Genomic DNA, 8051 nt, shown 5'->3' on the forward strand with positions numbered 1-8051 from the left:
CCACAAAGTATTTGCAGGGTGCTACCGGAAAAACTAAACATTTGTTACAAAAACAAAAATTTTTCGTTTCTAACGCGCTATTGTATACAGAAAGCTGGTGCGTTTTGAGTTAGCTTTAATTTTTAGCAAAAAAAACCAATATGCTCTCGATTCCAGGCGTTGCCGTCCAGACACTTCTCTATGAAAGCGCCAACTCTCTGGTTTACCGGGCCATTCGGGAAGCAGATAAAGAGCCAATTATCCTCAAACTCCTCAAAGAAAGCTACCCCACACCTCAAGAATTGGTGCGCTACCGCACCGAATACCGCATCACCCAAGAGTTGAAAGAGGCGGGAGTCGTGCGAGTCTATGACTTGCAAAAATACCAAAATAGCCTCGTGATGTTTGTTGAGGACTTTGGCGGGGAATCCTTGACAATTTGGATGCAGCAGCGATCCTTTACTCTTGAAGAATTTTTACAAATTGCGATCGCCACAACTGAAATTTTAGGGCAAATTCACAGCGCCAACATCATCCACAAAGATATTAATCCCTCAAATATTGTTTACAACCCGGAAACAGAACAATTAAAAATTATTGATTTTGGCATATCCACTCAGCTAACGCGAGAAACGCCCACCCTGAAAAACCCCAACATTTTAGAAGGCACATTAGCGTATATTTCACCAGAACAAACGGGGAGAATGAATCGCACTCTCGATTACCGTACTGACTTTTACTCCCTCGGTGTCACCTTCTACGAATTGTTGACAGGAAAACTACCTTTCGAGACTGAAGATACTTTAGAACTTGTTCACTGCCACATTGCTAGACAGCCAGTTCCTCCGCACGAAATAGAGCCAAAAATTCCCCTAATTGTGTCTCAACTTGTCAGTAAACTGATGGCGAAGAACGCAGAAAACCGCTATCAAACAGCCGGGGGGCTAAAGCATGATTTAGAAATGTGTCTGCTTCAATTACAACAAACCGATAGCATAGAAGAATTTGACTTGGGAAAGCGAGATATTACAGACCGTTTCCTGATACCCGAAAAGTTATACGGCCGGGAAAGTGAAGTTGATAATCTATTAGCTGCTTTTGAACGGATTGCATCAAGACGATCGCCCCAGCCCCCCTTAATAAATGGGGCTTCATGTGACTCCCTTAGTAGGGGCGGTGCCCCCGTGCCCGCCCAGGGCGGGGGGGGATCGCATTTATCCGGCAGTGAAATGATGCTAGTAGCTGGATTTTCTGGGATTGGTAAAACCGCAGTAGTGAACGAAGTTCACAAGCCGATCGCCCGACAGCGTGGCTATTTTATCAAAGGCAAATACGACCAATTTCAACGCAATATTCCCTTTAGTGCATTTGTGCAAGCATTTCGGGAATTGATGGGGCAATTATTATCAGAAAGTGACGCTCAGTTACACAGATGGAAAACCATGATTCTCACCGCAGTAGGCGAGAGTGGGCAAGTCTTGATTGACGTAATTCCTGAATTAGAACACATCATTGGCGCTCAAAGTCCTGCACTAGAATTGTCCGGGAGTGCCGCCCAAAATCGCTTCAATCTGCTGATGCAGAAATTTGTGCAAGTATTTACCACCGCCGAACATCCATTAGTGATATTTTTGGACGATTTGCAGTGGGCAGATTCCGCATCTTTGAAGTTATTACAACTGTTGATGGAAGATACGGGCCATCTGTTAGTATTGGGTGCTTATCGGGATAATGAGGTATCACCGACTCATCCGTTTATGTTGACTGTGGATGAGATTGTGAAGTCTGGGGCAGTGGTGAATACGATTACCCTGCAACCGTTGAGTTTAGCAGATCTCAATCAGTTGGTAGCAGATACGCTGATTTGCGATTTATCTTTGGCCGGGCCCTTGACAGAATTGGTTTATCAAAAAACCCAAGGTAATCCCTTTTTCTCGACTCAATTCCTCAAGTCGCTGTATGAAGATGGTCAAATTATCTTTGACCCCCCTGTGTCCCCCCTTACTAAGGGGGGAAGTAAAGGGGGGTGGCAGTGCGATATTGCTCAAGCTAGACTTACCCACGCCTCGGATGTGGTGGAGTTTATGGCGGCGCAATTGCAGAAGTTGCCGAAAGAAACTCAGAATGTTCTCAAGTTGGCGGCTTGCATTGGGGCACAGTTTGATTTAGAGACATTGGCAATAGTCAGCGAAGAATTACCCGAAGAAACGGAATCAGCACTCTGGAAAGCCTTGCAAGAAGGACTTATTATACTGATCAAAGAAGGCTATAACTTCCTTCAAACAGATGCTCAATCCCCTACTGAGTCTGTGGCTAACCCAATTTATAAGTTCCTGCACGATCGCGTCCAGCAAGCAGCTTATTCCCTAATACCCGAAAACAAAAAAAAAGCTACTCATCTCAAAATTGGACAGTTACTCCTACACAAATATTCGGACATAGAAAGAGAAGAAAAACTCTTTGATATTGTGGGGCATTTAAATCAAGGAATTGAGTTAATCAATCAATTAAGCGAACGAGAAGCCTTAGCCCTACTCAACTTAGAAGCGGGAGGTAAGGCCAGAAATTCTACCGCCTACGCAGCCGCAATGGTCTATCTGCAAACAGGGATTGAGCTACTAACAGCCAACTGCTGGCTTCTTCAGTATGAATTGACCCTAAATCTCTATGTTGCTGCTACCGAAGCTGCCTATTTGAATGCTGACTTTGAGGGTATGGAACAGATGGCAGCATTGGTATTGCAAGAAGCTAAGACGATTTTAGACAAAATTAAAATTTACGAAATTCAAATTGCCGCTCAGACAGCCCAGAGCAAGGTGTTAGAAGCGATCGCAGTGGGTAGAGATGCCCTGCGACTACTGGGAATCGATCTCCCCAGCGAACCTGACAAAGCCACGATTGGTAAAGCGCTGCAAGCCCTGGCTAGCCAACTTCAGGACAGACAAATCGAGCAACTGGTTGACTTGCCTTTGATGACAAATCCACAGACTCGGGCAGCTATGCAACTCTTAAGAATGTTATGTGCACCCATTTTTCAAGCAATGCCCGGTTTGCTGCCCCTAGTTACCTCCACGATGGTGAGTTTATCGCTCTCCTTTGGGAATGCACCCGCATCGACGGTGGGTTATGCGATGCACGGGATGGTTCTGTGTGCCTTTTTAGGAAAGGTGGAAACGGGTTATGCCTTTGGTAAATTGGCACTTTCATTGCTCGATCGGTTCAATGTGCCCGAATTAAAGTCCATGATTCTGTTTGTGTTTAGTTGCTTTATTCAGCATCACCAAGAAGCTCTCTGGGCAACGGTACCGACGCTGAAAGATGGCTACAGGGCGGGCATGGAAACGGGCGATTTTCTATACGCTGGCTACAACATAACTATTTACTTTTATGCCAACTTTTTCGGTGGGGTAGAACTAGACCGTTGGGGAGCCGAACTAGCAGATTACAGCACTGCCTTAGATATAGTGAAGCAATATTCTGCTCAGGATTATTTGGATATGATGCGGCAGACGGTGCAGAACTTGACGGAATGTGTGAGTCAACCGGATTGCTTAATAGGAACTGCATACGATGAAACTGTAATTATTCCTAAGCGCTATCAGAACAATGAATTCACAGCGCTAGCTTTTATCTACATCAACAAACTACTTCTTGCTTACTCGTTTGGCAATTATTCGGCTGCCATATACCACCTTACCCAAGTTAAGTCGTATTTGATGGCAGTATCGGGAAGTGTTTATTTTCCCATTTTCCCTTTCTATGCTGCCCTAACACACTTGGCGCTATTTCCCACACAGCTAGAAATTGAGCAAGTAGAAATTCTCGCTCAGGTACAAACACATCAAACCACTTTACAACAGTGGGCGGAAAATGCTCCCATGAATTATCTGCATAAATGGTATTTAGTTGAGGCCGAAAAACATCGCGTTTTGGGCAATAAAGCTGAGGCGATTGAAATGTACGATCGCGCCATTTCTGGAGCCAAAGAAAATAAATTCCTCAACGAAGAAGCACTAGCTAACGAACTAGCAGCCAAATTCTACTGGGAATGGAGCAAAGAAAAACTTGCTCAAACCTACATGATTGAGGCATATTATTGTTATGTTCAATGGGGAGCCACTGCTAAGGTAACGGATTTAGAAACGCGATATCCCCAGTTATTGGCGCCAATCCAACCGGGAAGAAAAACAACTACAACTACGGCCTCAGTGACGACCAAGGGTTCTGGTTATAACTTAGATATCACCACAGTAATGAAAGCTTCTCAGGCGATTTCCGGTGAAATTATGCTAGATAAGCTCATGTCGAGCTTGATGAAAATTTTGATGGAAAGTGCCGGGGCCCAAAGAGGATATCTAATTTTATCAAGTCAGGGAAAGCTATTAATTGAAGCTGAAGGCACAATAAAGTCCCAACAAGTCACCGTGTTGCAGTCAATCCCCGTTGAAACCTGTCAAGAACTTTCCTCCGCCATTATCAATTATGTGGCTCGCACTCAAGAAAGCGTGGTACTTGATGATGCTGTCCGAGAGGGACAATTTACCAACGACCCCTACATCCGAAAAAATCAGCCCAAATCAATTTTATGCGTGCCGCTGATTAACCAATCTCAAATTATTAGTATTGTTTACCTAGAAAATAACCTAACAGCCGGAGCTTTTACCCCTGAAAGAGTGGAACTATTAAAACTGTTATCGGGACAAGCGGCTATCTCGATTCAAAATTCTCAACTCTATACAGAAATCCGCGAAAGTGAAAACAGGCTGACTCAATTTTTAGAAGCAATTCCAGTCGGGGTGTCAGTGCTGGATGCTTCTGGCAAACCTTACTATAATAATCGCGCTGCTATTCAATTATTGGGTAAAGGAGTTATTCCTGAAGCCTCCAGCGAGCAAATTACCGAGGTTTATCAACTCTATCAAGCTGGAACAGAGCAAGAATATCCCTCTGCACAATTGCCCACTACGCGGGCGTTGAGTGGCGAAAGTGCCACTGTAGATGATATGGAAATCCACCAAGGCAACAAGATTATTCCGATCGAGGCTTGGGGTACTCCCATCTATGATGAAAAGGACAATATTTCTTATGCAATTGTAGCCTTTCAAGATATCACGGATCGCAAAAAAGCGGAAACAGAGCGAATCAGATTTACCGCTGAACTGTTTCTACTCAACAAAGCTTATGAGCGCTTCGTTCCCAATCAATTCCTCCAGTTTTTAGAGAAATCAAGCATTATTGATGTGGAATTGGGCGACCAAGTGCAGTTAGAAATGTCGGTGTTGTTTTCCGACATTCGCGACTTCACCACGCTTTCGGAAACTATGACGCCGGAGGATAATTTCAAATTTATAAATTCTTATCTTTCTCGCATGGAACCAGTCATTAATGAAAATCACGGGTTTATCGACAAATATATTGGCGATGCGATTATGGCGCTGTTTAGCGGCGAGGCGGATAATGCGGTGAAAGCGGGAATTGCTATGCTGCACCGCCTCGCTGAATACAATGAATACTGCGCTAACGCTGGCTGTGCGACGATTCAGATTGGGATTGGGATTAATACGGGTTCTTTGATGCTGGGAACTGTGGGAGGACCAAATCGCATGGACGGGACGGTCATCAGCGATGCGGTGAATTTAGCTTCTCGTGTGGAAAGTTTGACAAAAAATTATGGGGTGGCGCTGTTAATTACCCAACCCACTTATGGGCGCCTGAAAAATCCTTCCCAGTACGCAATCCGCACTCTCGATACGGTAAAAGTCAAGGGAAAATCTGAAGCTGTGACGATTTATGAGGTGTTTGATGCAGATTCACCAGAAATTAAACAGGCGAAGTTAGCTACGCTGGAATTGTTTGCAGAAGCTAGGGCACTTTACTCGGAAGGGAAGTTCTTTGAAGCGGCGCGGCTTTTTGAAGAGTGTTGGCGTCAGAATCAGGGCGATCGCGTTGCTAAAATTTACTGGGAACGCTGTGAGTCTGCATTGTTGACTCGCACAAAAATCAAAGACAGGCTACACAATTTACATTAGACCTATTGCAAAATAATTTTATGTCATAGTCAAAAGTTTTACCCCTTTTCTATGGCTGGGTGCAATCTTAGCTCAACGCACTGCTCATTAGCCGATTCATTCCACCTATCACCTAAATTCGACTCAACCTTTAAGCCGTCGGTACGGGCAGGCTAGACACAAAAAACCCCACAAAGAAGCATTATGGAGTCCTAGTTATTTTGCTGTTTCTGCTGGAGGTGCGTAAGAAAGAAGTTTTGAAGGAGTATATCAGAAATCAAGAAAAGCCGGCCACAGAAGAAGGGGCTTGCATCCCATTTTTTTGGTCAGTCCTTTCCTATTTAGTTTTTATTTTGCCTGCATTTTTTGCCGAATCTGCTCTCCGCGCCTAGCAGCAACTTGTGGCCAAGTCAACTCCAAAGCTCGCTGGCGGGCGGCGGCTCCCATTTTAGCGCGCAAATCAGGAGAATTAGATAGTTGGCGCAGTCCCTCCACCCAGGCGTCAGTATCGTAGGGAGGAAGAATTATGCCGTCAATGCCATCACGCACAACACCGCCTCCTCCCATCGGTGAAGCCAGAATAGGCAAACCATGACCCATCGCTTCATAGATGACGAGTGGGCTACCTTCCTCGAGACTGGGTAAGGCAAAAAAGTCAGCTTGGCGATAGGCAGAACTGTAGTCCAAAGCATAATCAAAGTGAACTACATCAGAACGTTCCAGCAAATGGCTGCAAGTTTGAGCGATCGCCGGTTCGAGTCTGCCAAAAATAGTCAGCTTTCCCTTAATCCCAGCTCGCTCCCAAGCCTGCAACAGTAGGTGAACCCCTTTGCGGACGCAGGCAAAGCCTAGGAAAAGGACGTTAACTTCCTCTGAAGGCGGTTTTTGGAATTGATAATTGGGGAAACGCTCTGGCGACCAACCTTCAGTGGTTAACAGCAGTTTTTCTTCAGGAACTCCGGCGTCTTGAAACGATTTTACTACTGCCGGACTGGGACAAAACAGGAAGTCAACTAGCTTGAGTTTTTGCTCTTCGTTCTTAATTGTTTCTGGGGTAATTGTGTGTTGAGGTTGCAATTCCAAGCGAGAGTAAGCATCGTCAAGGATACTCTTAGCTTGCCTTTGACAAGTATTAACTCGCTCCAAAAAAATCGGCTTACTCTGCTTGTTAACGCTCTTTACAGTATCTACTGAGAGACCGGGCCACAAGTAGGCAACATCAAAATTTTTGATATCTTTGAGAAAACGCTTCTCTGCCTTAATTTTGGGAGCACTATGGCTGCTGTAATACAGTTTTTTCAGCAATGACGGAATTGCTTCAACTATATTTGAGTAGCGACAGGAGCTATCGCAACTCGGGACAACCATGCGAGCCTTCAGCTCAGGGTTTTGCCATTGTTTGCACACTGAAAAAAATACGTGGCTGATGGCTCGGTCATTGCAATGGATTGGGAATAAAGCACTCAGTTTTAACATGGGATTCATCTTGAGTTAAGTAAAGTTTTTTTACTTGTTTCTAAACACGGATATAGAATAATCCGGCTCGGTTTAGAGACCAGTCTCGTTTGATTGAAAAGTAGATTCGGCAGTCTGACAGTGGTTGTATGCTGATAAGATAACATTTAAGTGAATTCACTGACAAGACCCTGAACCAAAAATTATGTAATTTTACTGTAAAGAATGAAACAGGAGCATCCAAAACGCACTAATAATTTTTCCCATATGTTTGGCGTCCTACTAAATAGGGTTTTCCAAGCGTTTTAGATAACGTGGTGATTTAAATGGCTGCTACACATACTCTCATCCCGGCTCTTACGCACTAAGATAACCGACCGGGTATTAAGCCGGATTTGCTAAGTAATACCACATATAAAAACAGAATACGGAGAACCTCAACTTCGCGCCTAGTTGTCGGGACTCTAAAAGCGATCGGATTTTATGTTTAATTAAAGCGAGCTCCCAATCATTACCCAATACGCTTGGGTTAAGGAATGAGAATTAAATAACTTCCACAAGATTGTGGGATGGGCGTCCCGCCCGTCCACTCATGACGGGCGGGACGCC

2 protein-coding genes and 1 pseudogene are annotated in these 8051 nt (G+C 44.5%); 2 read left to right on the forward strand and 1 reads right to left on the reverse strand.

The window, feature by feature from the left end:
• Positions 1–140: 140 nt before the first annotated feature.
• Complete coding sequence (locus QT984_RS27380) at positions 141–6008, forward strand: protein kinase domain-containing protein (RefSeq protein ID WP_333375361.1); 5868 nt, start codon at positions 141–143, stop codon at positions 6006–6008.
• A 133-nt stretch (positions 6009–6141) separates the two neighbouring features.
• Positions 6142–6280 (forward strand): annotated as a pseudogene (locus QT984_RS27385) (transposase); the annotation flags it as partial.
• A gap of 55 nt (positions 6281–6335) precedes the next feature.
• Here QT984_RS27385 and QT984_RS27390 read toward each other — a convergent pair.
• Positions 6336–7463 (reverse strand): glycosyltransferase family 4 protein, encoded by a 1128-nt coding sequence (locus QT984_RS27390; protein WP_333271070.1) that lies wholly within the window; start codon positions 7461–7463, stop codon positions 6336–6338.
• Positions 7464–8051: the final 588 nt, after the last annotated feature.

This window comes from Microcoleus sp. Z1_B2, from assembly GCF_036700325.1.
GTDB lineage: Bacteria > Cyanobacteriota > Cyanobacteriia > Cyanobacteriales > Microcoleaceae > Microcoleus.

Bases quoted from the DNA above. Each gene is read 5' to 3' on its own strand.
- QT984_RS27380 (WP_333375361.1), top strand. From the start codon at position 141: ATGCTCTCGATTCCAGGCGTTGCCGTCCAGACACTTCTCTATGAAAGC.
- QT984_RS27390 (WP_333271070.1), bottom strand. From the start codon at position 7,463: ATGTTAAAACTGAGTGCTTTATTCCCAATCCATTGCAATGACCGAGCC.